General features: G+C 38.9%; 20 protein-coding genes. 14 read left to right on the forward strand and 6 right to left on the reverse strand.

What is annotated here, in order from left to right:
- Positions 1-924: 924 nt before the first annotated feature.
- On the reverse strand, positions 925-1,932 hold the full coding sequence (locus DFQ12_RS00285; protein ID WP_120257043.1) for an AraC family transcriptional regulator: 1,008 nt from the start codon (positions 1,930-1,932) through the stop codon (positions 925-927).
- Positions 1,933-2,060: 128 nt separating this feature from the next.
- Between DFQ12_RS00285 and DFQ12_RS00290 the strand changes: the two genes are divergently transcribed.
- The 7 genes from DFQ12_RS00290 to DFQ12_RS00320 all read left to right on the forward strand — a co-directional run bounded on the left by DFQ12_RS00290 (position 2,061) and on the right by DFQ12_RS00320 (position 11,678).
- Entirely contained in the window at positions 2,061-2,429 is a 369-nt protein-coding gene (locus tag DFQ12_RS00290) for a hypothetical protein (RefSeq protein ID WP_120257044.1), read from the forward strand.
- Position 2,430: 1 nt separating this feature from the next.
- Positions 2,431-2,826: a nuclear transport factor 2 family protein gene (locus DFQ12_RS00295; protein WP_120257045.1), complete on the forward strand. Its 396-nt coding sequence runs from the start codon at positions 2,431-2,433 to the stop codon at positions 2,824-2,826.
- Between the two features lie 227 nt (positions 2,827-3,053).
- Entirely contained in the window at positions 3,054-3,620 is a 567-nt protein-coding gene (locus DFQ12_RS00300) for an RNA polymerase sigma-70 factor (RefSeq protein ID WP_120257046.1), read from the forward strand.
- Positions 3,621-3,706: 86 nt separating this feature from the next.
- Positions 3,707-4,795 carry a FecR family protein gene (locus DFQ12_RS00305; protein WP_120257047.1) on the forward strand — a complete coding sequence of 363 codons (1,089 nt, stop codon included), beginning with the start codon at positions 3,707-3,709 and terminating at the stop codon, positions 4,793-4,795.
- Between the two features lie 474 nt (positions 4,796-5,269).
- Positions 5,270-8,404 (forward strand): SusC/RagA family TonB-linked outer membrane protein, encoded by a 3,135-nt coding sequence (locus DFQ12_RS00310; protein WP_425275588.1) that lies wholly within the window; start codon positions 5,270-5,272, stop codon positions 8,402-8,404.
- 23 nt (positions 8,405-8,427) lie between these two features.
- Complete coding sequence (locus DFQ12_RS00315) at positions 8,428-10,209, forward strand: RagB/SusD family nutrient uptake outer membrane protein (RefSeq protein WP_120257049.1); 1,782 nt, start codon at positions 8,428-8,430, stop codon at positions 10,207-10,209.
- Between the two features lie 20 nt (positions 10,210-10,229).
- Positions 10,230-11,678 carry an arylsulfatase gene (locus DFQ12_RS00320; protein ID WP_120257050.1) on the forward strand — a complete coding sequence of 483 codons (1,449 nt, stop codon included), beginning with the start codon at positions 10,230-10,232 and terminating at the stop codon, positions 11,676-11,678.
- Positions 11,679-11,810: 132 nt separating this feature from the next.
- On the opposite strand, the gene DFQ12_RS00325 is transcribed toward DFQ12_RS00320, so the two are convergent.
- From DFQ12_RS00325 to DFQ12_RS00345, 5 genes are all read right to left on the reverse strand, one after another.
- Positions 11,811-12,878, reverse strand: coding sequence for a 2,3-butanediol dehydrogenase (locus DFQ12_RS00325; RefSeq protein ID WP_244211643.1), 1,068 nt, complete (start codon positions 12,876-12,878; stop codon positions 11,811-11,813).
- Positions 12,879-12,994: 116 nt separating this feature from the next.
- Positions 12,995-13,378, reverse strand: coding sequence for a 5-carboxymethyl-2-hydroxymuconate Delta-isomerase (locus DFQ12_RS00330; RefSeq protein WP_120257051.1), 384 nt, complete (start codon positions 13,376-13,378; stop codon positions 12,995-12,997).
- A gap of 205 nt (positions 13,379-13,583) precedes the next feature.
- On the reverse strand, positions 13,584-13,820 hold the full coding sequence (locus tag DFQ12_RS00335) for a hypothetical protein (RefSeq protein ID WP_120257052.1): 237 nt from the start codon (positions 13,818-13,820) through the stop codon (positions 13,584-13,586).
- A gap of 111 nt (positions 13,821-13,931) precedes the next feature.
- Positions 13,932-14,759, reverse strand: coding sequence for an alpha/beta hydrolase (locus tag DFQ12_RS00340; protein ID WP_167457158.1), 828 nt, complete (start codon positions 14,757-14,759; stop codon positions 13,932-13,934).
- 195 nt (positions 14,760-14,954) lie between these two features.
- Positions 14,955-15,599 (reverse strand): DNA alkylation repair protein, encoded by a 645-nt coding sequence (locus DFQ12_RS00345; RefSeq protein ID WP_120257054.1) that lies wholly within the window; start codon positions 15,597-15,599, stop codon positions 14,955-14,957.
- A gap of 303 nt (positions 15,600-15,902) precedes the next feature.
- On the opposite strand from DFQ12_RS00345, the gene DFQ12_RS00350 reads away from it, so the two are divergent.
- The 7 genes from DFQ12_RS00350 (at position 15,903) to DFQ12_RS00380 (ending at position 23,118) form a co-directional block, all read left to right on the forward strand.
- A complete protein-coding gene (locus DFQ12_RS00350) occupies positions 15,903-16,418 on the forward strand; it encodes a hypothetical protein (protein WP_208642400.1) in 516 nt (171 codons plus the stop codon).
- A gap of 158 nt (positions 16,419-16,576) precedes the next feature.
- Positions 16,577-18,229, forward strand: a complete 1,653-nt coding sequence (locus DFQ12_RS00355) for a carboxylesterase/lipase family protein (RefSeq protein WP_120257056.1) — start codon at positions 16,577-16,579, stop codon at positions 18,227-18,229.
- Positions 18,230-18,508: 279 nt separating this feature from the next.
- The gene (locus tag DFQ12_RS00360) at positions 18,509-19,642 is read left to right on the forward strand and encodes an NAD(P)/FAD-dependent oxidoreductase (RefSeq protein WP_120257057.1); all 1,134 of its coding nucleotides are present in this window, start codon (positions 18,509-18,511) and stop codon (positions 19,640-19,642) included.
- 32 nt (positions 19,643-19,674) lie between these two features.
- On the forward strand, positions 19,675-20,346 hold the full coding sequence (locus DFQ12_RS00365; protein ID WP_244211644.1) for a methyltransferase domain-containing protein: 672 nt from the start codon (positions 19,675-19,677) through the stop codon (positions 20,344-20,346).
- Positions 20,343-21,395, forward strand: coding sequence for a type III polyketide synthase (locus tag DFQ12_RS00370; RefSeq protein WP_120259158.1), 1,053 nt, complete (start codon positions 20,343-20,345; stop codon positions 21,393-21,395). The genes DFQ12_RS00365 and DFQ12_RS00370 overlap by 4 nt, the downstream gene beginning before the upstream one ends.
- 17 nt (positions 21,396-21,412) lie before the next feature.
- Positions 21,413-21,850, forward strand: coding sequence for a 3-hydroxyacyl-ACP dehydratase FabZ family protein (locus DFQ12_RS00375; protein WP_120259159.1), 438 nt, complete (start codon positions 21,413-21,415; stop codon positions 21,848-21,850).
- Positions 21,847-23,118: a beta-ketoacyl-[acyl-carrier-protein] synthase family protein gene (locus DFQ12_RS00380; RefSeq protein WP_120257058.1), complete on the forward strand. Its 1,272-nt coding sequence runs from the start codon at positions 21,847-21,849 to the stop codon at positions 23,116-23,118. Before DFQ12_RS00375 ends, DFQ12_RS00380 begins: the two co-directional genes overlap by 4 nt.
- Positions 23,119-23,122: the final 4 nt, after the last annotated feature.

Raw genomic sequence — 23,122 nt, forward strand, 5'->3', positions numbered from 1 at the left:
TTAAACTCTATATATAGATATATCAGCTTCACCCAAAAATGGGGCTGATATATTCTAGTAAATACTCATTTTTTTCTTTTGTTGCACGACCATGTTTATTTGTATGAAAGGCTAGAAATAGTTTGTTTAGATCAGGAATTATTTCCTATGGTCAATGACATTAAAATTGTAGTAGGGGCTAAGAATATTATTGTTCTTATCTATGGGACTTGCCTGTATTCCATTCGCTGTTGGCATAAGCTTAAAGTTATGATAATCAATTTTTGAGCCTTTGAAAGGAGGATCTAACGTTATAGTACTGTCAGTGGTCTTGTACCTTCCATATGAAATATCCGAGCCAACCAAAAATACACTTTCATAAATGTAAGTACTATCACTCCGTAGCCTAATACCAATACCATTTATATCACCGTTAAAATATAATTCCATGAAAACAGGCCTATTGAGTTCCTTTTTTACACTATGATTTAGTAAAAAGGCAGTGATCGTGATACATACGCACACAAGTGTTAGCAAAAAAGAACCTAACTTTTTACTCGTTTTGTATCCTTGGACATCCTTGAAAATTACAAAAATGGTTAATAGGATATCACATATTAGAATGAATATCCAAAAGAAATCAGCTATAAACGAAGTTCCATACTGCTGTTGATTAATATAACGGAGGCTTATAAAACCTAAAATCGCGACAATAATAGTTCTTGTAAAACTCATAAGAATTCAGATTATATTTTTGACTATTTTAATCATTCAAGTTTAAAAATCAATTAAAATACATTAATTTTCATCTTTTTTACATTGTGAATTGGATAAATATTTTGTTCTTGGTTCAAGCTCTAACTAAGTGGTTTTACATTAGCCATTGGAAAAGGCTAAAACACGGATATTCTTATAATTTTTATATTATTGTAACACCATAAAAATCTAGAGACCAGCTGTTCGATATTCTGTAGGTGTTTTCCCTGTCCATTTTTTAAATGCCCGAACGAAGGCACTTGGCTCAGCGTAGCCCAAAATGGTTGAAATTTCTTTTATGGAAGAATTACTGTTTTGCATGTAATGGACAGCCAGTGACTTACGCACCTCTTCAACAATTTGTACATAAGAAGCTCCCTCATCCTTGAGTTTACGTTGTAAAGTCCTTACACTGACATTGAAATTTCCGGCTACCGCTTCGATCGAGAGTGAGTAAAGGTAAGAGTTCGCTAGAAGGTAGTTGAATATCCTCTTGGAAAGAGCACCTGTTAACTCGTTTGGATTTTGCAATTTGTTCATTTGGTTAATGAGCAAAGTTTGCACCTCATAGTTGGCTGTAATGATCGGAAAGTCCAGGTATTCTCTGGGAAATTCTACTGTATAATGTTCTGCTTTTCCTATTGGACATTTCAAAATTATCTCATAGTCCATGTAGCGATCTTTCTGAAAGCTTGGTAGACCAACCTTCGTGGGTTTCAGATTTTTAAGCAACAGCCCTTTCAATTCATAAATTGTAAACGCTATCAGGAAGTCCCCGAATTGTCTTTGGGTCATCTGGAAATGGTCAAAACCTATATTTTTAAGGTATTGGATGACACATGTTTTAGGTCCGAGTTCTATTTCCATTGTATAAAGATCCGTGACTACGTGCATCATCGATCGTACTTGTAGAAGAGCATCTTTCACGGTGCTGCTCGTCTGGATAATCTGTCCGACAATATTTAGCGCCGCTAACTGCATTGTGGCTCCAAAATGCAAGCCTATCAGCTCATCTTTGGAAAACTGAACAATGTTCTTCCACAGATTTTCCACCTGTTGATCGGAGATATCAAACCTGGAGCCATTCATTAACTGGGCAATCGAAAACCCTGATAATGCAGTAATTTTAGCATTATCTAGCCCACGCTCGCCACAAAAGGCAATTAAGGCTTGCAACATGGTCTGTCTATAATTCATACTGTAAATCTAATGATATGTTTTACAGTTTGTATCTGATTGTCGCATAATGTCAATACCCTGTCGCTTATAGATAATCCAAAGCCGTCCGTACAGCAGTACTTTTGAGTAACAAAAAGATAGAAATTATGACACTAAAAAATGTATTGCTGACCAATGCGATCAGCTCAGGAATGACCGGGATCTTATTAGCGACCATGCCTTCTTTATTTACACAACTATTTAAAACACCACACAGTAGCCCATTTACCTTGGTGGGAGGTTTCCTGATCGTGTTTTCTGTATTTGTACTGGCAACGGCTATGAAGAAAATTATCTCGAAAAGCTGGACCAAATTTATCATTACGCTAGATGTTATTTGGGTTATTGCCAGCGTTATTGCTGTCATCTCCTTATTTTATACAATCAGTATTATAGGTTCTGTTATGATCCTAGCTGTTGCCGTATGGGTTGGAATGATGGCTTATTTGCAAAACAGAAATCTAAACACTATTTGAGATGGAAAATATCAATGCTTTTGTGGATACCTTCCTAGCTAGCTTGCAGCGGCGAGAACTGAAAAACCTGGTTGATCTTTTTGCTGAAGAGTTTTACCTGGAAATTCCGGGCAATACAGCAAAGATAAAATGGCTGGGATCGAGAAGTTCAAAACCGGAGGTGGAACAACTTTTTAAGCTATTGTGGTCAGCTGTAGAACCCGTAACGGCTGCAATACAGACAGTATTGACCAACGAAGAACAGGCTATTATAAAAGGGAATTTTACCTCCAAGATGTTGGAAACAGGAAGGTTGGTCAGTTCTGTATTCTTTATTCACTTGAGGATACACAACCATAAAATTATCGAATATACGCTCTTGGAAGACAGTTATGCGGTCTCGGAAGCTTTGCTATAAAGGTTGCCTTGTCTAATGAATAGGATAAAATGTATAAATTCAATTAAGAATTTATACATTTTATATAAGGAGGGTCTGTACCAACTGAACAGTTATATGCAATCTAGTTAACTGAAACAATTAGCAAACCAAAAATAGTATTTGGCTAAAAAAGTATGGTTTTTGTATTCTTGTATATGTGTAAAAATTAATATCTTTATTTTATATAGACCATTTTTCATAAATAAATGCAGGATTTTAATCAAGCCCCCTTCCTATGGAATGAATTGCGATATGCAATAGCGTTCGATCGAAGTCAGGTTGCATTTAAAACCTTATTCAAAAGTTTTCACCCCGATCTATATGAGTTTGGTGTCGCCATAATTAAGTCGTCGGAACCGGTAGAAGATATTATCTCAGAGATATTTATGAAATTGTGGCTATTGGAAGATAAGTTAATGGAAATAGAAAATATTAAAACTTATCTCTTTAGGTCTGTTAGAAACAATGCCATAAAATATCTTGAAAGACAACCCTCTCATGTTGATATTTCTGAGATTATTGATTTCAATTATCAATCTCCAAGTGTTGAACAGGAATATATATCAAATGAGAATCTGAAAATTATACAACAAACTATTGAGGAACTGCCCTCAAAATGCAAAATGGCTTTTACCCTCGTAAAAGACCTTGGCTGTACGTACCACGAAACGGCCGCTATTATGGAAATTTCCAAAAATACAGTGGATCGGCATATACAGCTTGCCCTGCGTCGCCTAAGAGAATCAATTTCTTTAAAAAAAATAAATAGCTAGTATACAGTTGTTTGAAGTTTTATTTCATTTTCAATTGGTGACATTCATCCTCTTTTGGCTCTTATTTTAAAGAATCAAAAGGAACTATGAACCAAGATCAATTTCTAGATTTATTAAATAGACAGCTTGAGGGAACACTAAATCCTGAAGAAAAGCGGCTTTTGGAGAAATTGATCAATGAAGATAGTCGAAATAAAGTTCTTTATAATTTTATTGTAAGTAAAGTTCAATCTTCGCAATCGAGTATCCCAAATACTGAATCCGCATTTGATCAAATATGGCAACAGATAGAAAGCACTGAGTCAGAAATCAACACAGTGAAATCCGAGGAGATCGCGACTCCGTCGTTACGCTTATCTTTATTTGAGACGCTGAAATTAAAAGTTAAGCAAGTGGGCTATCCTTTTTATTTAGCCGCTGCCTCTGTACTAATTATCCTTTCCACCGGCATTTGGTGGTATAAACATCAAGCGAGATCCATTGAGTATGGAATGCATTATAGTAGTGCTAAAGGAGAGAAGAGAATTCTTAATCTTCCAGATGGCAGTACGGTCTGGCTGAATGGAGATAGTAAACTTTATTTGGCCAAAGGTTTCAACAAAAAGGATCGTCATGTCAAATTAATTGGCGAGGGTTTCTTCTCGGTAGCGAAAGACAAAAGGCATCCTTTTATTGTGTCATACAAAGACGCTGAAGTGAAGGTTCTTGGCACCAAGTTCAATATCAGAGCATATCCTGACGAGCATAAAATACAGACCTCACTCGTAGAAGGTGCGATCGAAATGACAGATAGAACGAATGGCGAAACCTACCGTATGATACCGGGTGAAAAAATAACTATTGCGGAAAAATTAGTTCAGCAGGCCTTGCGAAAAACTCGCATTCCATTGGTACAACGTACAGAACTCCAAATTCAAGAAGGGGAAAAAATGCCATCAGAGACTTTGTGGCTTGAAAATAAGCTCTCGTTTGAAGGCGATCCGATGTCTATCGTCGCTTCTAAAATTAGCAAATGGTATAATCGAAATATTATAATTAACAATACGGAGCTTGAAAATACGACGTTCACAGGAACTATGGAAGGTTATAATCTTGACATGGCTTTAAAGACTATTACACTGGCTAATCCAGCTATACGTGTTAAACATGAAAATGACACAATTATTCTATATTAACCCTAAATAAACGATGAATAAAGACTATACATAACCTATCAAAAAAAGGATACACCAGTTGATGTATCCTCTAAGTTCATGAAATAAAGAGTACAAGGTCCCTGAGAAAGATAATGTACTCTATGGTTCCATAATCAAATTAAAACTATGAAAAATAATTTACATGGTCAGGTATTTTTTGTACGAAAATCAAGTACCATTAAATATGCATTAATGACAAAATTAACGCTAGCGCTCACTTTTGCATTTACCGTAAAGGTTTTCGGAATAAGCACCAAAGCTCAAGAGAAGGTATCTTTAAAAATCAGGAATACTGATCTTAAAACTGTGTTGAAAACAATTGAAAAACAAACCAAAGTTAAATTCATCTATTTTGACAATGTTGTAGATGATAAAAACCTACCTTTAATCTCTGTCGAAAATCAAAATTGGAACAATGCTTTGGCGCCATTGCTGAATAGATTTCAGCTTCGAATGGAAAACACGAGCGAGAATACTTATGTGATAACCGTTAATGCTAAATCACTACAAGGTCTCGATATCAAAGGAAAAGTTGTGGATCGTCAGGGCTTTCCGCTATCTGGTGTAACCTTGGTTGAAAAGGACAAGGATCGCGGTACAAGTACCAATGACAAAGGCGAATTTACGCTCAGAGTAAGTGGCCCCAATGCAGTACTGCTCGTTAGTAATGTCGGCTTTATAAGTCAGGAAGTTTCAGTTAGTCAATCTTTTATGGCGATTACCTTACAAGAAGATTTAACCTCTTTAGAAGAGGTTGTTGTCGTTGGTTATGGTACACAGAAGAGGGCAAATCTTACTGGATCTGTGGCTTCCGTTGATATGGAAAAGGTATTGGGCGATAGGCCGGTAACGAGTAGTTCCCAAGCCTTACAAGGTGCATTACCGGGGCTTCAAGTGACATTTGGTGGGGGGCGTCCGGGAACTTCAACCGAATTGAATATTCGTGGTTTACCTTCAATTAATGGTGGATCTCCTTTGGTTTTGGTGGATAATGTACCTATGAATATGGATGATGTCAACCCAAAAGATATTCTAAATGTCACTGTATTGAAAGATGCGGCTGCGGCTTCAATTTATGGTGCTAGAGCTGCTTTTGGTGTTATACTCATCACAACCAAGAAGGGGACTCGAAATCAACCAACCAGCATCAATTACTCCAGTAATCTAACTTGGAGCCGGCCGTCAACTTTGCCGGAAAAGGCAACTCCTTTGGAGTTCGTTCAGGCATTAAAAGACTTCGGAAACAGTTCAAATTGGGCAGGTCAAAATGTGGATACCTGGCTTGAACTGTTAAAGGAATATCAGACCAATCCCTCTAAATATGCCGATGGTATAGCCGAGATAAACAATACAAAATATCCTTTGAAAGAATACGATCTCTATAACGAAGTGTTCCAGACAGGATTTGAGCATTTACACAATCTGTCTATCCGGGGCGGTTCCGAAAAGATAGCCTATAGGCTATCCGGTATGTATAGCAATGAAGATGGCATTATGATTACCAAAAAAGACAGCTACAGCAGGTATAATTTTAATGCTTTTGTGAATGCTGAACTGTTTAAGAATTTTAATGCAAGTGTCAATGTATTTTATAAAAAGGATAATCGCCTGACTCCAGCAAATATGGGCGAAATGTTTTACAGAGCTCTCACATTCGGATCCTATCTCAATCCGGGTGAAACCGTTGATAACGATGGAAAAACTATTCCCTATGGAACTCCAAACAATTACCTTAGGTACGAGGATGCCGCACGTAGATATGAGGAAAATCTTAGGCTTTTTGGAAAATTGGAATATAATCCTTTACCCGGCTGGAATATAACCGCAGAGTACACCTTTAGCAAAAATAATCTAAACAATAAAAATGCCCAGAATAGAAATAGGTATATGAATCCGAACAATTTCAATACGGAATATCTATTTAATCAGGATTTTTATACCCGGTCAAATTCGCAGACAGATTATAATGCCTTAAATTTTTATACGAGCTATAGTCGTGCGATAGCAGATCATAATCTGAAAGTACTGGTAGGAACAAATTATGAGAAAAGTTATATCGAATCCTTTTCAGCTACAAGATATGGCATATTGAGTCCAAATTCACCTTCATTAGGGACAAGTACGGGGACACAAAATACATCCGATAGTTTCGGTCAGTACGCTGTGTTGGGTTATTTCGGAAGAATTAACTATGATTACAAAAACCGTTATCTTTTGGAGCTAAATGGTCGCTTGGATGGTTCTTCCCGCTTTCTTAAAGATAGTAGGTTTGGATTTTTTCCTTCTGTGTCCGCGGGATGGAACGTCGCAGAGGAAGGTTTTATGGAGCATCTTAAAAACAGCATTCCAATGCTGAAATTTAGGGCTTCTTATGGAGAGATAGGCAACCAAGTCGTATTGGGTCTCGATAAAAATCAGGTCTATTTCCCCGCAATTCCACAAATGACTACGGGCAATGCCAACTGGATAGACCCTAATACGGGTATCCGTTATCTGACGATCAATCCGCCCAATCTAATCAGTTCGACTTTTTCCTGGGAAAAGGTTCGCACCTTAAACCTAGGTGTTGATATTGCATTGTTCAACAGTAAACTGAATGGAAGTTTTGATTGGTTCAGACGTCAGACAATTGGCATGCTTTATCAGGGAGCAGATTTACCGGCAGTTTTGGGATCTGCACCACCATTTCAAAATGTGACTGACCTTGAATCGAAAGGCTGGGAGCTCGAACTTTCCTGGAAGGACAAAATCAAAGACTTTAAATATTCGTTTACCTTTAATCTTTCCGACAATAGGGCATTCATTACCAAGATCAATAATAGCGCAGGATTGATAGATGGTTATTACAAAGGGAAAGAAATTGGTGAGATATGGGGCTATGTAAGTAATGGATATTATACAAATGACGACTTTCAGCCTAATACATTGGATGCTAATCTGATGAATGGCAAACTTAAAGAAGGTATACCTTTTTTCAAGGGAGTGGCGCAGAATCCCGGTGACATGAAATACGCGGATCTGAACCAAGATGGTATTATTTTCAATGGCACCAATACGGTATCCGATCCGGGCGATATGAAGATCATCGGTAACAGCAATAGACGTTTTCAATTTGGATTAAATAGTAATTTTTCTTATAAAAATATTGATCTGAGCGTTTTCATCCAGGGGGTGGGTAAGCGGGATATTTGGTTAGATAATTTCCTGATGTGGCCCTATAATAATCAGTTTGGCACGCTCTACAAGGGCAATCTTGATTATTGGACTCCGGAGAATACGGATGCGACCTATGCAAGAATATATGCAAATGCTGGATTAAATACCAGTGCCAATAGGCGTCGGCAGACGAAATATCTTTCAGATGCATCTTATCTGCGTGTACGGAATATTACGGTAGGATATACAGTGGACAATAAAATTTTACGCAGTAAAGTGGTCAACAACATCAAATTCTTTGTGTCGGGTGAAAATCTATTTAAAGCCGACCATATGCCCAGAGGGATGGAAGCCGATGGAGAAGATATCGGTTCGGGAGGGATTTATCCATTCCTGAAAAAATACAGTTTTGGTGTGAATGTTACTTTTTAATCATTAGAAAAACGTAAAATATTATGAAAAAGAGATTTATCCAATATATCATTTTCCTTGGTTTGAGCACATCCTTATCCAGCTGTAGCAATTTACTGGATCTGGATCCCGAGGGGACTTTAACCGAACAGAGCACATTCACTAACTACAATAATTTTATTTCGTATGCCTGGCAGTTTTATGGAACCTTCCCAGGATACAACGTTTCAATTCCAGATTCAGAGGTGAACAGCGATTTATTTGCAACTGCTCAAGCCAATAGTACTTCGGACTGGATCTGGCAGCGTATGGTTGTTCCTTCAACGAGCGCAGATTATAAGGATCCATTTATACAGATTCGTTCCATTAATATTCTTTTGGATAATATTGATCAAGCCAGCCAATTGTCTGAGTCTGAGAAAAAACATATTCGCAGTATCGGGTACTTTTTCAAAGCTTACCAATACATGGACCTGTTGAACAAATTCGGCAGCGCGATCTGGGTAGAACATACCATCGATGATGGCGATAAGGAAATCTTATATGGTACCCCGAGCGACCGCGATGAAATCGCTGCTCATATTCTGGAAATGCTAAGCTATGCGGGAGAAAATATCAAAGAAAACGGTGATGGACCTAATACGATAAACCGTAAAGTTGTATTGGCTTTGACCGCACGCTTCGGTTTGCGTGAAGGTACTTGGCGTAAATATCGACAACTTAAAGATGCTGAAAAATACCTGCGTCTATCAGCTTTAGCTGCGGAGAAGATTTTGGTCAATAATATTCCGTTGATCAACAATTATGATTTGCTTTTTAACAGCGAGTCGTTGGCTAATGTCAACGAAGTATTTCTTTACAAACAGTATGAATTGAATCAGATTACACATGGTCTGGCCTCTAGAGCCCGTAATTCAGCTGGTCGTTGGGATCTCACCAAGAAAGCCGTCGATATGTACCTGATGAAAGATGGGCAAACCCGTTGGACAAGTACTGCATTTGATGGGGATCAAAGTGCTTACGACGAATTTCGGAATCGGGATACCCGTTTATACTATACCATTCCACCTCCTTACAGAGTAAAAATGGGGAAAACAAATTTACTATGGGAATATACGGATAATCCAAATGATCGGGAATATATAGATTTAATGGCTACATTATCTGACGATAAGCATAAAACGTTACCATGGATGAACTGGGAAGGTCTGATATTGAAAGAAGAACCCCATTATGTAGATTTTACAAATGGACAGCCCTATAGTGTAAGTTATACGGGCTATCGTTTCTATAAATTCAGCAATAAAATTAATCGAATCCAAAATGTTGATATCAATGATGCACCAATATTTAGACTTGGTGAAATTTTGGTTGGGTATGCAGAGGCAAAATACGAATTAGACGAAATCAGCCAGCAGATTATTGATCAAACGATAAATAAATTGAGAGCACGGGGTGGTGTAGCGCCATTACAGTTAACTGCAATCCCACAAGATCCTACACGCGATCAATCGGTGAATACCATCCTTTGGGAAATACGTAGGGAACGGGCAGTTGAATTGATGGGAGAAGGTTTTCGATTCGACGATCTCAGAAGATGGAGAAAAATGGATTATGCGGTAGCGACAAAATTGGGCCGATATATTACTAAAGGTGTGGATGTTCCGGCCAATACACCTATCCCAGTTGAAAATGGATCGACAAAAGGGTATATCTCTTACGAAGGTAAGGCGCCGTCACCATTTCCGGAGTATTATTATTTATACCCGTTTCCTTCTTCGGAACTTGTACAAAATAAAAATTTAAAACAAAATGAAGGTTGGTAATTACTTAACTTTGGATATACATGAACCTACTAAAATCTATTAATAATAAGAAGGTAGCTGTAGCTGTTTTCTTATTGGCTATATCAGGAGCCACATTTGCTCAAAATAGGGCGACAAGACCCAATATTGTTTTTATTATGGCGGATGACCTCGGTTATGGGGATCTTGGTGTATATGGTCAGAAAAAAATTGAAACCAAGCATATTGATTCACTAGCCAATAAGGGAATGAAGTTTGAGAACTTTTATGCTGGTACCTCTGTCTGTGCTCCTTCGCGTTCTTCCCTAATGACAGGACAACATACTGGGCATACCTATGTAAGAGGAAATAAAGAAATCGAACCAGAGGGACAACAACCGTTGGCAGACTCGGTACAGACAATCGCTATGTTGTTGCAGAAGGCGGGTTATGCGACAGGTGCTTTCGGAAAATGGGGGCTAGGGATGGTCAATACTACCGGAGCACCAGATCAGAAAGGATTTGACGAGTTTTATGGTTACAATTGCCAACGTCAATCCCACCGTTATTACCCTACTCATCTTTGGCATAATAAAGAGCGGATTGAGCTTGATGGTAATGGATTATTGGCCAAAGGTCAATATGCACCAGCATTGATCCAAGAGAAAACTCTTGCCTTTATTGATGCGAATAAAGACAAACCTTTCTTTCTCTTTGTACCTACTGTGCTTCCCCATGCCGAACTTTCTGGTCCAGAAGATGAATATTACCAGCAATATGCCAATTCATTTGATGAAAAACCACATAAAGGAAATGATTACGGACCAAAGGCAACAGTTCCGGGTTATGCTGGTGTAGAGAAACCGCATGCTATGTATGCAAGCATGGTAAGTCGTATGGATGCTTATGTTGGTCAGATCGTAGAAAAACTACGTCAAAACAACTTGCTTGACAATACCATAATCATATTTACAAGTGACAACGGTTCGCATAAAGAAGGGGGAGCAGATCCTAATTTTTTCAATAGTTCTGGAGGTTTGCGTGGAAATAAGCGCGATTTGTATGAAGGAGGTATCAGGACTCCGTTCATTGCCTATTGGCCGGGAAAAATAGCCGAAGGAAAGACATCAAACTATCTGGGTGCTTTTTGGGATATTATGCCGACGATGGTCGAACTTGCTAAGGCGGATAAACCCAGATATACAGATGGGGTTTCTTTTGTTCCTACTTTATTGGGACGGAATAAACAACAAAAGCAACATGATTATCTTTATTGGGAATTCCATGAAGATGGTGGACGTCAGGCCTTACGAAAAGGTGACTGGAAACTCATTTTGCAGAAAGTAACTACTGCTACTCCGATTAAAGAGCTGTACAATCTCAAACAAGATCCAAAAGAACAGAACAATGTTGCGAATAGCAATCCGAAAAAAGTACAGGAATTGCAACGCTTGATTGAGAAAGCGCATGTGGAGAGTGCTATCTTCCCGTTGACCAATAATACCAAATAAGATGTAAATCATTTACAAAAGATTTGGCAAACCGAATAAATATGGCCGCTTGGGACACCCAAGCGGCCATATTTATAACGATCACATTATTTTTTCGATACGTTGCTTATTATTGTCTGTATCCTGACTGCATTAATTTTTCTGTATATCAATTAAGATTTTGACTTCAGTGGGATCATGAACCAGAGCTTCAAATCCTTCTGAAACGATATTGTCTAAGCTTATTTTGCGTGTCACAAGTTTCTCTACGGGCATACGTCCACTATCGATAAGTGCAATAACCTGTGGAAAGATATTACGATAAGCAATAATACCTTTAATGGTGATTTCCCGTAGCACTTGATCCAGTGCATTGGTATTTACAGGTTTACCAAAAAGTGCAACTAAAACAGCCGTTCCACCATTTTTTAAACTATCAATTCCAGTTGTATAGGAGGCTTGTACACCAGCGCAATCTAGAAATACATCCACTCCAAGCTCCGTGATGGACTTAATCTTTTGTGGTATACCTTCTTCTTTTGCATTGATGATATGGGTAGCACCGATGGCTTTAGCCTTCTCCAAACGCTTGTCAGCGATATCAGTCACAATAACTGTTGTTGCACCTGCGGCAAGTGCTGCCTGAACGCATAGTAAACCTATTGGACCAGCTCCAGAGACCAAAACCGTTTCTCCGATTTTAAGTCCACTTTGGAGTACTGCATAAACTGCTACAGCGGCAGGTTCCACTAATGCCCCCTTTTCGAACGACATGCTATCGGGTATTTTGTGTACCATATAGTCTTCGACGACAACATACGGCGCAAATCCACCATTGCTGGATAGGCCTACAAATCCCAAAGGTTCTGATAAATTATATGCACCATTTGCGATAAAAGGACTATCGAAGTTTTTAAAAATCGGTTCTACGACCACACGGTCACCTACTTTTAAATAATGGACGCCTTCACCAATCGCATCTATTACTCCTGAAAACTCATGCCCTAATGTAGTGGTTCCTTGATGCCCATTTAGTGGATAAGGTTGATCTACCGAGATTAATTGGGGACCATGTACATATTCATGTAGATCAGATCCACAGATTCCTGCGAAATGAACAGCTATTTTAACTTGACCAGACTTCGGTTCAGGAATTTCAGTTGATTCTACTCTGATATCTTTTGCAGCATACCAACGTGCGGCTTTCATTGTATTCGTCATATTATCTCCTTTTTTGAATATAGACTAAGTTAAGCAGAATGATTAGGGATCATCGTGATCCATATCTCAAACGTAAATGAGATGGATCATTTTAGCCGAAAATTAATGTGGAGATCCTATAATTCGAAATGACGGTCATGATTCATATTCTGAGGATTTATTAACGAGCTGTTGCAATAGGTTGCTGCTTCAAATTCGCTGATGCTAACCGAAAGGAAAGAGATCGAAGAAAGCAATTTCTTGAGGCGGGCAGTGATTGTTTTTGAGAGATTTGCCTTTTGTTCCGTAGTTCGTCCCTCCATAATATATCCGAAGACATGTAAGAAATTAGTCTTATTGCTTCCAAGTTTATAATGGTGGAATGACTGAATTCTAACCTTTATGTCATTGTTAGCAAAAATTCCTGTAGCGTCTGCGGTATCATATACAGCGTCCATGAGTTCGCCGGGAGCTATCGTTTGAAGAATATCTTGTGAACATTCTATAATAAAATGAGGCATAAACAATATTATCTGTTTTATACCTAACAGAAGGAATTCGAAATTGTTTATCAGGATTTTATCATCTCTAAAAGTTGATCGTCAATTTCGTTTACCCCTAAGTTGCAGGGCTGATACTTTATTATCCATCTGTTTTCATACATCCCGTTTTAAAGGGGTATGAAAACAGGTGAAGTGTATTCAGTATTGAACGATTTAGTTCATCTTAATCATTGTCATGATTTTCAGTAGCATATGAAAACTTAATTGATTTTTGTGGATAAGTTTCCATACTCATACGGCTGGTATTTTTGATGATACTTTTTAAGCTGACCCGATCACCCAATTTAAAATAAGCTTCTACGATTTGATAATCCAATAGATAAGGGCCACAAAAGTAATTTCCATTGGCATCTTTTTCTATGGTTCCCTGATAAAGTCCCGCTTTTGTTTCTTTTGGCATATGTGTTTAATTTGAAAACAAAGGTAGGAAGAGTAATTGGTAATTCGGTGTCAATTGTCATATTCCTTTCGCGACTGTCAATATTTATAGCCAATAATGGATTATCGTCATTTATTTCGCATGTTGGTTTGATCTTAATATCGTGCTAATCCATTTCAGATAAACTTTGTTTTTCGAGAAGTCATTATGCCCTTCATTGTTTAATGTGATGAAACGATCTGAGCTTTTTAACAGTTTGGAAAGTTTCGCAGAGGAACCATAGTAGACAGCCTTATCACTGCTGCCGTGGAAAATAATAATCGGACATTTTACCTTCTTCAAATGAGATGCATTATCAAAACGGAAGGGGATATTTGTGGTGTCTAATTCAGGAGCAACATTGTTTACCCAGTCTGCTAAATTATAATATGGGGCCTGTAAGATCAGCAGACCCGGCTGGTTGTTGGCTGCAATATTAGAGGCAAGGGCACTGCCCATAGATTGGCCCAATACGATAATGTTATGTTCAGAATAGATTGTCTTTAGTTTATTATAGACTATTTGAATATCATTATATAGCATACTTTCATCGGTAACTTTACCTTGGCTTTTGCCATAGCCACGATAGTCAAGCATAAAGATATCATAATTATTCGCTGTATATATAGGCGCAATTTTACCCCAAGTGTCCAAGGCTCCATTGCTTCCATGTAAATAGAAGATCAGACCTTTGGGTATTTTGGTTTTAAATAATAGTCCATTCAGAATAATACTATCCTTCATCGGAATGTATTTCTCTTCAAAAGGGGTATCGAAATTGAAAGCTAAATTTTCGATCTTTTTACCTGGAAATAATTGCTCTGTCAGCAAAGTATTCCATTCTTCTTCCGACCACGATTTTTTATCCTGACCATTACAGATGGAAGGAAAAATCATCGTAGTAAGAAACAGGTATATCATCCAAATAGATAACTGTTTGGTCCATATTTCCGCGGATGATATATTGATATCCGATTTCATTGCATTGTTAGCCCGTTGATTGGGTGTTCTTTCTAAGTTATTGCTAATATCTCAAATTGAGATTTTCCGCAGTGTGATCTCAATTTTGGCCACCGGGATATATCACCGAACAACTTTATGAGAAATCCAGTGATTTTATTTATTAAGTTTTGCAACCTGAATGGCGATGAACTTTGGTAAATAGTTTGGTGTACAATTTTTAGCCACCATTTCGTCTTTATAAAGCCCTGTTTGCTCACCGATATTTATACATCTTTTTCGGAAATTTTCCTGAAAAATACCGATTTGAGCGGCGGTAAAATTCATCGCCCACTGGACTTCAGATACTTCATTTTCAATTCGGGTTTCAATCTTCGAAAGCAATTCCTCGCTATTGGGCGGCGGTGTTTGTCCCACCCATCGCAATCGGGCTTGATGGTACCAAAAAGTACGTCTTTGAAGGGGAGATGTACTATTTTCCCAACTTTCCATTAATGCGATTGTACGTTTGTCTTTGGCAAGTTGATTCGCCATAAGCCAATCAATCAGCTGCAGTTTTTCGTCTTCCCGATGTTGTTCAATATCACTGACCAACCTGTCAATAATTTCTTTAGAAAGTAATTTCTTGTCCATCAGTAAGATCGCCAATTGTCGGGCAAGGTAGTGTGTTGTAGACCACAGTTCCATGGCTAGTTCGTGGTCTTTTTTAATAACGTTAGCAATTTTACGCAAGTCACCAAGTTTGGTCTTCTTGTCGCTAATTTGCGTGATAATATTTTCTGCTGTCGATGATAGTTCCATAATTGTTTTCCGATAAATAACAGATGTACGACATTTACTTGCTTAATCATTGTCAGGACACCAGTGTAAGGTGCATCTTATTATATTTATGTGTTGATCAAGCGTTATTATATCGTGAATTTACTAATTTTTTAACTGCCGATAACATGGTAAAATATAATCGGTATAAATTATTATTCTATTTTTGTTTGTTGACCTCGTCTTTTTGAGCAAAAGACAAGAACCTACTTGTTTGGTATAAAGCTAAGGATGTGCGGAGGCCGTTCAACAAGATGGCGATACTTTTGACGTTATATTTAGATAATGGAATTAAGAAAAGAAATTGAACCTGATTTTCAAACATTGGAAAAACGCTATCCTGAAGTTCTAAAGCTCATTCTGGCATATTCTGACTATTGTGAAGAGAACGGGGATGAAGATAATACCGAATATCAAAAGCTTGAAAATACGCTTCATGAAATGACGGGTAAAGATATATCTCAATTTAATCTTTGGGAATGGTGGGAGGAAGAAGGCGCTGAAGTTTTGGCATTCAGAATATCACTTCCCGCTCCGAAAATTATTGAACATATCACAAAGGATGAACTGGCAGAAATTGTGCGATGGCAAAAGACTTTTGTTATGCAGGACGAGGATGATAAAAGTTTGAGAGCGCAGTTTCATTATCATCTTGATGACTATTTTATTGATTTTCTAAAGCTAAATTTTACAACCTTTGACCGCAGATTGTTTCAAAGACAAAAAGATAAACAGGGCAATTATTTTGAATATAATCAAAACGAAATTGTTGAAAAATTATGGAATGACGGTGCGAGATAAAGTAAAGGCATTTGATTTTGTAATTTAACCAATGCCTACAAGCGAGAGTTTACCTAATTGGTGCAGTCCTATGTAAGATATTGAAAACCTGTTCGTTTAATTTTATTTTAGTATTTTAACTGAGTGAATACTAAAGCATAAACTAAGCGAACATTATTATGATAAAGACTTTTTTTACTGTCACCGCGTTCCTGATTATATCATTTGTTTTTGCCCAACAGCCTCAAGTAAAGGTTGAGGAGGGGATAATGGAGGGAATTACGTTATCCAGCGGAGTGCAGGCATTCCGTGGAATCCCTTTTGCAAAACCGCCGGTTGGCAATTTGCGATGGAAAGAACCACAACCTGCCGATCATTGGACAGGGGTTCGAAAGGTAGATCGCTTTGGAAATTCACCAATGCAGAAACCGATCTATGGGGATATGAGATTTCGTTCTCCGGGTATAAGTGAAGATTGCCTCTACCTGAATATATGGCGACCAAAGGCGGGGGGATCCGGTAAACTTCCTGTTTTAGTTTATTTTTATGGTGGCGGCTTTAATGCCGGTGATGGATCAGAAAATCGTTACGATGGGGAGAGTTTTGCCAAAGCAGGCATTATTGTCGTTACGGTCAATTATCGTTTGGGCATCTTTGGTTTCTTTGCGCATCCGGAACTAACCCAAGAATCACAAAAAAATGCATCAGGGAACTATGGTCTCCTGGATCAATATGCGGCATTAAAATGGGTCAAAAAGAATATAGCTGCCTTTGGAGGTAATCCTGATGAGGTTACCATAGGTGGCGAATCTGCAGGAAGCATGTCTGTTTCCGCTCAGATGAGCAGTCCGCTTTCTAAAGGGCTATTTAAGCGTGCTATCGGTCAGAGCGGAAGTGTTTTTAATTTAAGATATGGCACTATTTCCCTTGGGGAGCAAGAACAACGAGGTGTTACATTTGCGGCCAAAGTCAACGCAGGCAATCTCAGCCAATTGCGTAAAATTCCTGCCGCAGAACTACTTGACTGGGCCAGTGAGCCCGGCGCCTTTATGACACGTCTGATCATAGATGGTTATTTTCTCCCCAAATCACCGTTGGAAATATTTGAAGCAGGGGAGCAGTCCAAAGTTCCTCTACTTGCGGGCTGGACGTCTACAGAGGCTCCTTATCTCGCCTTCACAGGCAAGTCTTATCCATCACCGGACAACTATGAAAGGTTAGTACGCGAACAGTTTGGCACTGGAGCTGATGAAGTACTCAAATTATATCCCGGAAAAACAGAAAGTGAAGTCCTCAAATCGGCGACTGGGCTAGCCAGTGATAATTTTATTGTTTACAGTACTTGGAAGTGGCTCGATTTGCAACGAAAAAACAGTGGTCAACCTGTCTATGTTTACATATTTAGCAAAGCGCGGCCACCGATGAAAGCAGCTTATAGCAACGTGGAGACAGGACTCGCTGGTGGGATAAATAAAAAATCTGCGAATACGGACAAAGAGAATCTGCCACCAGTCCTCCCGGGAGCATCCCATGCCAGTGATATTGAATATCTATTGGGAAACCTGAAGAGCAATGATGTTTTTGACTGGACGAAGGATGACTATAAAACTTCACTACTGGGACAGCGCTACTTCATCAATTTTATTAAGACCGGTAATCCCAATGGAAGAGACCTTGCTGTGTGGCCAAAAACCACAGCAACAGATAAATTTATGAATATACTTAACATAGCTATTGAAGCAAAGGCATCTCCCGAGCAATTCAGAGACAGGTATCTTTTTCTCGACGGTTTATTTGTCGAAAAGGAGCAAAGATTTCTAAAAAGTCCATAGCCAATCCAGTTAAAGCTCTGATCGATGAAAAATACAAGTGTGAGGGGAAGCTCTTAGTTTTCTATTTGGCGCAAGATCAAAACTATTTATGGTCGTAGCTGTTATCAAAGAAACTTTTCATAAACCAGATTAATCATAAGGCTTGTGAGTTACCTTGCCGAGTGTGCTTATTTTTTAGCGTTATTTTGTTTGAATCAAACGGGACTGACCAAATGGAGACTGTGATGACTTATGAAGATGATATGTTAAAGATTACCAATGTAAAGCGAATTGTGATGTATGACAGTAAATCCTGATGTGATAATTATAGGTGGGGGTCTTGCCGGGCTCACGAGTGCACTTCATCTGTCTAAACAAGGATTAAAAGTAACATTAATCGAAAAGCACAATTATCCTCATCATAAAGTGTGTGGAGAATATCTTTCCAATGAAATTGTACCCTATTTGTGCTGGCTTAACGCCAATATAAATGAATTGCATCCAACCTATATTCAACATCTTAAATTCACGACGCAAAATGGAAAATCGGCTCAGGTCAAATTGCCCTTGGGCGGTATTGGCGTAAGCCGGTATTGTTTGGACGATTTCTTATACCAAAAAGCAAAAGCAAATGGATGTGCGATTGTGATAGCCAGCGTTTCTGGAATATCTTTTAGTGACGATATATTTGAGGTTTCGGTTCAAGATCAGATTTTGAGAGCAAAGATTGTGCTTGGTGCTTTTGGAAAACGTGCCAATATTGATCAGATTTTAGCTCGTGATTTCATGAAAAAGACATCGAAATGGATGGCGGTTAAAGCACATTATTCAGGTGATTTTCCGGACGGCCTAATTGCGTTGCATAATTTTCCGGGAGGATACTGCGGCATTTCAAAAATCGAGCATAATGCGATAAATTTATGTTATCTAACAGATGTAGAGATGTTTAAAAAATATAAAAATGTCGTCGATCATCAGAAGCATGTCTTGTTTACGAATAGTCATCTAAAAAGTTTTTTTGAACGCAATACGGTACTTTTTGATAAACCGCTAACCATTAGCCAGATTTCATTTGAAAAAAAAACAGTGATAGAAGATCATATCCTAATGGTCGGCGATGCGGCGAGCCTGATCCACCCCTTTTGCGGTAATGGGATGGCGATGGCGATACACAGTGCAAAAATAGCTTCCGAACTTATTGTGGACTATTATGCTGGCAAAATAACCTCACGTGAAGGACTGGAAAAACGTTACATCAACCAATGGCGAAAAAACTTTGCGAGACGCCTATTTTTCGGAAGGATTTTAGCAACAGTGCTAGGATACGAAGTTGGTATTAGGGTCTTAATGAGGGTTGCCATACTTTTTCCTGCAGTGTTGACATGGATAATCAAACAAACTCACGGAAATATGAAGCAAATAAAATGGGGATAAATACAAAGTTTAGAACTAAGAAAAACGAAATTATGGACGATTTTTCACTCGAAGGTGATGAACTCCGCATTACTTTGGACGAAATATCGAAAATAAATCATTTTTTGGGGGGCAACAAGATTACTTTAGATGGCGTCCGGACATTGTTGTTAAAAGCCGATACAACCAAAACACTAACCATTGTCGATATCGGCTGCGGTAATGGCGAGATGTTACGTATGTTGAGCGACTATGGTTATAGTAATAATATAGATCTTAAAATAGTGGGAATAGATGCCAATCCATTCACTGTTAACTATGCTCAAGTTTTATCAAAAGATTATCCCAATATTTCATACCTGTGCGGCGATGTATTCGATAAGAATTTTGAAATGGCAAAGTTTGACATTGCACTATGTACTCTTACATTACATCATTTTGATACTGATCAGATTATAGAACTAATAAATATCCTTGTCAAAATTTCAAACCTAGGGATAGTAATCAACGATTTGCAGCGAAGCAAAATTGCCTATCGACTTTTTCAAACCATTTGTGTTGTTTTTAAGTTAAACAATATGACCAAGAAGGATGGACTTATTTCAATATTACGTGGCTTTAAGAAAAATGAGCTTGAGGAGTTCTGCAAACAATTACATTTAAAAAACTATATGGTCCAGTGGAAATGGGCATTTCGTTACCAATGGATAATTTCCAATATATGAATGTTAAAATAATAAGTGTTGCCAAGCAACTGCCCAAATACTCCAGCACAACTGCTGAAATACTTCCGCTATTGGATATATGGCTTAAGGGCCAGGAGCACCGGTTTATAAAAAAAGTAAAGAAACTTTTTGAGGGCTCGGCTGTCGACAGAAGGTATGCTATTATGGATCCGAATGAGGTTTTTACTGCAACATCATTCGAGGAGAAAAATAATATTTACATGCGGGAAGCCATAGTATTAGGTGAGGAAGCACTTCGTAAGGCTCTCGAAAAGGTAGGATGGACACCCCAATCTCTGGATTATATCATCACCGTCAGCTGTACAGGGATTATGATACCTTCATTGGACGCATATCTTATCAATAAGATGAAACTCCGGCAGGATATTGTCAGGCTGCCAGTTACTGAAATGGGTTGTGTTGCTGGAGTTTCCGGTATTATTTACGCCAAAAATTTCTTGCAGGCCAATCCTGGAAAACGTGCTGCTGTAATTGCCGTCGAAGCACCAACAGCAACCTTTCAGCTGTCAGACTTTTCAATGTCTAATATAGTTAGCGCTGCGATATTTGGAGATGGCGCCGCCTGTTGTTTACTTTCTTCTCATGAAGCAGATCGAGGACCTGTGATACTTGACCAACAGATGTACCATTTTTATGATACTGAAGACATTATGGGTTTCAAGCTAACAAATGGCGGTATGCAGATGATATTGGATGTTGAGGTTCCCAATGTGATCGCATCGCATTTTGATGCAGTCATACATCCATTTTTACAGGAGAATAGTTTAGAAATTGAAGACATAAAGTATATGATTTTTCATCCCGGAGGTAAAAAGATTGTCGCAACAATGGAGCAGATTTTTGCCGAGTTTGGCAAAGATATTACAGATACCAAGGCCGTTCTGGCCCAGTATGGCAATATGTCAAGTGCTACAGTTCTTTATGTTCTCGAGCGTATCATGGCACACGAGCCTCAGGCCGGAGAACTAGGGTTAATGTTGAGTTTTGGCCCCGGTTTCTCAGCACAGCGAGTTTTATTACAATGGTAACCTTAAAAAATAAGTCGATGGATTTGAATGATATTATTGCGCAATTGCCTTATGGGGAGCCATTTTTATTTGTGGATGAATTGGTGCATGTAGATGAAGAAGGTATTATAGGAAACTATACTTTCAATGAAAATCTGGATTTTTACAAAGGGCATTTTTGCGGTAATCCAATTACTCCCGGCGTTATTTTGACCGAAGTAATGGCTCAGATAGGGCTGGCCTGCTTTGGAATTTATTTGCTCGGTAGTGATTTAAACAATGGTATTGCGATGGCATTGACCTCAAGTGAAATACAATTCTTAAAACCGGTGTATCCTAAGGAAAAGGTTACCGTTTTTTCGGATAAGATATATTTTAGGTTCGGGAAGCTCAAGTGCGCTGTCACATTGAAAAACGAAGCTGGATATGAGGTTTGTAAAGGAACCCTGTCAGGTATGATGAAGAGAGAGCTATGACTAGAGTTGTAATAACTGGACTAGGGGTGGTTGCCCCAAACGGAGTAGGAGTACCCGCCTTTTCAACGGCCATAAAAAATGGACTTTCGGGGATAATGCATGATCCTCTACTGGAAAGGTTACAATTCTCTTGCCAGATAGCAGGAACGCCAGCGATATCTGAAGATCTCAAAAGACAGTATTTTACCGACTTGGAACTGAGAGGATTTAATAGCACCGGAATATTGTACGGCGTCATTGCTGGTATGCAAGCATGGGCAGATGCAGAGCTACCAATAGATGCTTCTTCTGAACCGGATTGGGATAGTGGAACTGTTTTTGGGTCAGGTACCTCCGGCATAGATAAATTTCGTGAGAGCATTTATAAAGTAGACGATCTGCAAACACGGAGGCTAGGAAGTACAGTAGTGGCACAGACGATGAACAGTGGAGTCAGTGCATACCTAGGGGGAAAACTCGGGCTTGGAAATCAAGTGACAACCAATTCATCAGCCTGTGCTACGGGTACGGAAGCCATTCTGATGGCTTATGACCGCATTCGTTCGGGAAGAGCAAAACGGATGGTAGCAGGGAGTACAGGAGATAGTGGCCCTTACATCTGGGCAGGCTTCGATGCCCTGCGGGTCTGTAGCTCTCAATATAATGAACATCCACAACAAGGGGCCCGGCCAATGAGTGCAACGGCCGGAGGGTTTGTCCCCGGTAGTGGAGCAGGTGCTTTACTATTAGAAGATTTGGAAAGCGCCTTGTCGCGTGGTGTAAAGATATATGCAGAATTGCTTGGGGGCCAGGTCAATTCAGGAGGTCAGCGTGGAATGGGGAGCATGACAGCTCCTAATAGCGATGCTGTGCAACGATGCATCATCGATGCACTTAAAAATGCTGGCATTTCTGCTATGGATATTGATGCCATCAATGGGCATCTTACTGCAACAGCCAAGGACGCGCTCGAGATAGAAAATTGGACTAAGGCGCTTGAACGTAACGGGAAAAACTTCCCTTACATCAATTCGCTCAAAGGCTTGATTGGACATTGCCTCAGCGCGGCAGGTAGTATTGAAAGTGTCGCTACAGTATTGCAACTGTACGAAGGGTTCTTGTTCGGTAATAGCAACTGTAATGACCTACATCCCGACATTGCTGCTCTTATAGATCCGCTGAAAGTACCGCTGAAAACAACCTACTTGAGACCCAATATTGTAGCCAAAGCCAGTTTTGGCTTTGGCGATGTAAATGCCTGTCTAATATTTAAAAAATTTAATAACTAAGTCT

This window comes from Sphingobacterium detergens, from assembly GCF_003610355.1.
Taxonomy (GTDB): domain Bacteria; phylum Bacteroidota; class Bacteroidia; order Sphingobacteriales; family Sphingobacteriaceae; genus Sphingobacterium; species Sphingobacterium detergens.

What these genes read in the sequence shown, in the direction of transcription:
- DFQ12_RS00285 (WP_120257043.1), bottom strand. Translation starts at nt 1,932, where the DNA reads ATGAATTATAGACAGACCATGTTGCAAGCCTTAATTGCCTTTTGTGGC.
- DFQ12_RS00290 (WP_120257044.1), top strand. Translation starts at nt 2,061, where the DNA reads ATGACACTAAAAAATGTATTGCTGACCAATGCGATCAGCTCAGGAATG.
- DFQ12_RS00295 (WP_120257045.1), top strand. Translation starts at nt 2,431, where the DNA reads ATGGAAAATATCAATGCTTTTGTGGATACCTTCCTAGCTAGCTTGCAG.
- DFQ12_RS00300 (WP_120257046.1), top strand. Translation starts at nt 3,054, where the DNA reads ATGCAGGATTTTAATCAAGCCCCCTTCCTATGGAATGAATTGCGATAT.
- DFQ12_RS00305 (WP_120257047.1), top strand. Translation starts at nt 3,707, where the DNA reads ATGAACCAAGATCAATTTCTAGATTTATTAAATAGACAGCTTGAGGGA.
- DFQ12_RS00310 (WP_425275588.1), top strand. Translation starts at nt 5,270, where the DNA reads ATGGAAAACACGAGCGAGAATACTTATGTGATAACCGTTAATGCTAAA.
- DFQ12_RS00315 (WP_120257049.1), top strand. Translation starts at nt 8,428, where the DNA reads ATGAAAAAGAGATTTATCCAATATATCATTTTCCTTGGTTTGAGCACA.
- DFQ12_RS00320 (WP_120257050.1), top strand. Translation starts at nt 10,230, where the DNA reads ATGAACCTACTAAAATCTATTAATAATAAGAAGGTAGCTGTAGCTGTT.
- DFQ12_RS00325 (WP_244211643.1), bottom strand. Translation starts at nt 12,878, where the DNA reads ATGACGAATACAATGAAAGCCGCACGTTGGTATGCTGCAAAAGATATC.
- DFQ12_RS00330 (WP_120257051.1), bottom strand. Translation starts at nt 13,378, where the DNA reads ATGCCTCATTTTATTATAGAATGTTCACAAGATATTCTTCAAACGATA.
- DFQ12_RS00335 (WP_120257052.1), bottom strand. Translation starts at nt 13,820, where the DNA reads ATGCCAAAAGAAACAAAAGCGGGACTTTATCAGGGAACCATAGAAAAA.
- DFQ12_RS00340 (WP_167457158.1), bottom strand. Translation starts at nt 14,759, where the DNA reads ATGATATACCTGTTTCTTACTACGATGATTTTTCCTTCCATCTGTAAT.
- DFQ12_RS00345 (WP_120257054.1), bottom strand. Translation starts at nt 15,599, where the DNA reads ATGGAACTATCATCGACAGCAGAAAATATTATCACGCAAATTAGCGAC.
- DFQ12_RS00350 (WP_208642400.1), top strand. Translation starts at nt 15,903, where the DNA reads ATGGAATTAAGAAAAGAAATTGAACCTGATTTTCAAACATTGGAAAAA.
- DFQ12_RS00355 (WP_120257056.1), top strand. Translation starts at nt 16,577, where the DNA reads ATGATAAAGACTTTTTTTACTGTCACCGCGTTCCTGATTATATCATTT.
- DFQ12_RS00360 (WP_120257057.1), top strand. Translation starts at nt 18,509, where the DNA reads ATGACAGTAAATCCTGATGTGATAATTATAGGTGGGGGTCTTGCCGGG.
- DFQ12_RS00365 (WP_244211644.1), top strand. Translation starts at nt 19,675, where the DNA reads ATGGACGATTTTTCACTCGAAGGTGATGAACTCCGCATTACTTTGGAC.
- DFQ12_RS00370 (WP_120259158.1), top strand. Translation starts at nt 20,343, where the DNA reads ATGAATGTTAAAATAATAAGTGTTGCCAAGCAACTGCCCAAATACTCC.
- DFQ12_RS00375 (WP_120259159.1), top strand. Translation starts at nt 21,413, where the DNA reads ATGGATTTGAATGATATTATTGCGCAATTGCCTTATGGGGAGCCATTT.
- DFQ12_RS00380 (WP_120257058.1), top strand. Translation starts at nt 21,847, where the DNA reads ATGACTAGAGTTGTAATAACTGGACTAGGGGTGGTTGCCCCAAACGGA.